Origin of the sequence: Catenuloplanes japonicus, from assembly GCF_000717135.1 — a bacterium.
GTDB lineage: Bacteria > Actinomycetota > Actinomycetes > Mycobacteriales > Micromonosporaceae > Catenuloplanes > Catenuloplanes japonicus.
Genome location: NZ_JNXY01000078.1, coordinates 1 through 1,620 on the forward strand (window position 1 = coordinate 1; position 1,620 = coordinate 1,620).

The window sequence follows — 1,620 nt, forward strand, 5'->3', positions numbered from 1 at the left end:
GGCGCTCCTCCCTGCCAGTTTGTGGGCTTTTCCGAGCGCCGCGTGTGCGGGAAAATTGCGGGTGTGGCCGTTCGTTGACGTCGCCGGAACATTGGTCTTTGTGGAGGCCGTCTGCCAGTTTGACGCGGGTGCCCCGTTCGAGGGGCTGCGTATTGTGCCGTGAGCACGAGGGTCCGATTCTTCAATTTTCCCTGTGGGTTCCCGCGAGCGGTCACGCCTTTCGATACCTCATGTGGGGAGGGCGGGATGTTCGAGCCGGTGGAAGAGGAGTTGTTCGTCGAGCGGATCGCGGGTCTTGATCTGGGCAAGGCCGGGTTGGAGGCGTGTGTGCGGGTCCCTGACCCGGGGCGGCCTGGCCGGCGGACGCAGCAGATCAGGTCGTATGCGACCACGACCGCCCGGCTGCTGGAGTTGGCGGACTGGCTGCGGTGCGAGCAGGTGACGGTGGTCGTGATGGAGTCGACCAGCGCGTATTGGAAGGGTGTCTACTACGTTCTTGAAGCCGAGGGGTTCGACTGCCGGCTGGCGAACGCCCGAGAGGTCAAGAACGTGCCCGGCAGGGCGAAGACCGACAAGGCCGACGCGGCATGGCTGGCGAAGGTCGCCGAACGGGGGATGTTCCGGCCGTCGCTGGTCCATCCGGAGCCGATCCGCCGGCTCCGGGACGTCACCCGCTATCGCCGGTTGTTGATCCGGGACCGTAGCCGGGAACGGCAGCGGGTCGAGAAACTTCTGGAAGACGCCCAGATCAAACTGTCCTCGGTGATCACCGACCTGTTCGGTGTGTCCGGCCGGGCGATGCTCGACGCCCTGGCCGCAGGCCGGACCGACCCGGCGACCCTGGCGGACATGTCCCGCGGGTCGATCCGCGGGAAGATCAGCGTGGTCAAAGAAGCGCTGACCACCCGGTTCTTCACCGCCCATCACGCGATGCTGCTGGGCATGATGCTGGACAACCACGACCGGCTCGACACCCAGATCACCGTCCTCGACACACACATCGAGGAGCTGGTCGCCCCTTTCTCCCGCCAGGTGGAACAACTGACCACGATCCCGTGCGTCGGTAGTTCCACCGCCGCGGAACTCATCGCGGAACTCGGCGTCGACATGACCCGGTTCCCGACCTCGAAACATCTGGTCTCCTGGGCCAAGTTCTGCCCGAACACCCACGAATCAGCAGGGAAAACCAAACCCAAAGGCCGCGGTGACGGCAACCCCTGGCTCGGCGCCACGATCGGGAACACCATCGGGACCCTGACCCGCACCCAGACATTCCTCGGCGCCCGCTACCGGCGCATCGCCCGACAACGCGGCAAAGGCAAAGCCATGGTCGCCGCCGGGAACTCACTCCTGACCGCGATCTACCACCTCCTCGCCGACCCCGCCGCCGAATACCGCGACCTCGGCCCGCAATGGCACGACACCCTGACCAACCCCGACCGCAGAGCCCGCCACCTCGCCGCCGCCCTCGAAGCCGTCACCGGACAAACCATCACCATCACCGACGGCAAAGCCCACATCCACGACACCAACCCCGCCACCACCTGACCCCACCCCACACCCCACCCGGCTCCGCCGGGCGCTGTCGCCTGCCCACTCACCTTTCGATTTTCGGGTCGG

Annotated in this window: 1 protein-coding gene; it reads left to right on the forward strand. The window is 66.3% G+C overall.

Annotated elements, in window-relative coordinates:
- Window positions 1-159: 159 nt before the first annotated feature.
- Complete coding sequence (locus OP04_RS48050) at window positions 160-1,548, forward strand: IS110 family RNA-guided transposase (RefSeq protein ID WP_198154330.1); 1,389 nt, start codon at window positions 160-162, stop codon at window positions 1,546-1,548.
- Window positions 1,549-1,620: the final 72 nt, after the last annotated feature.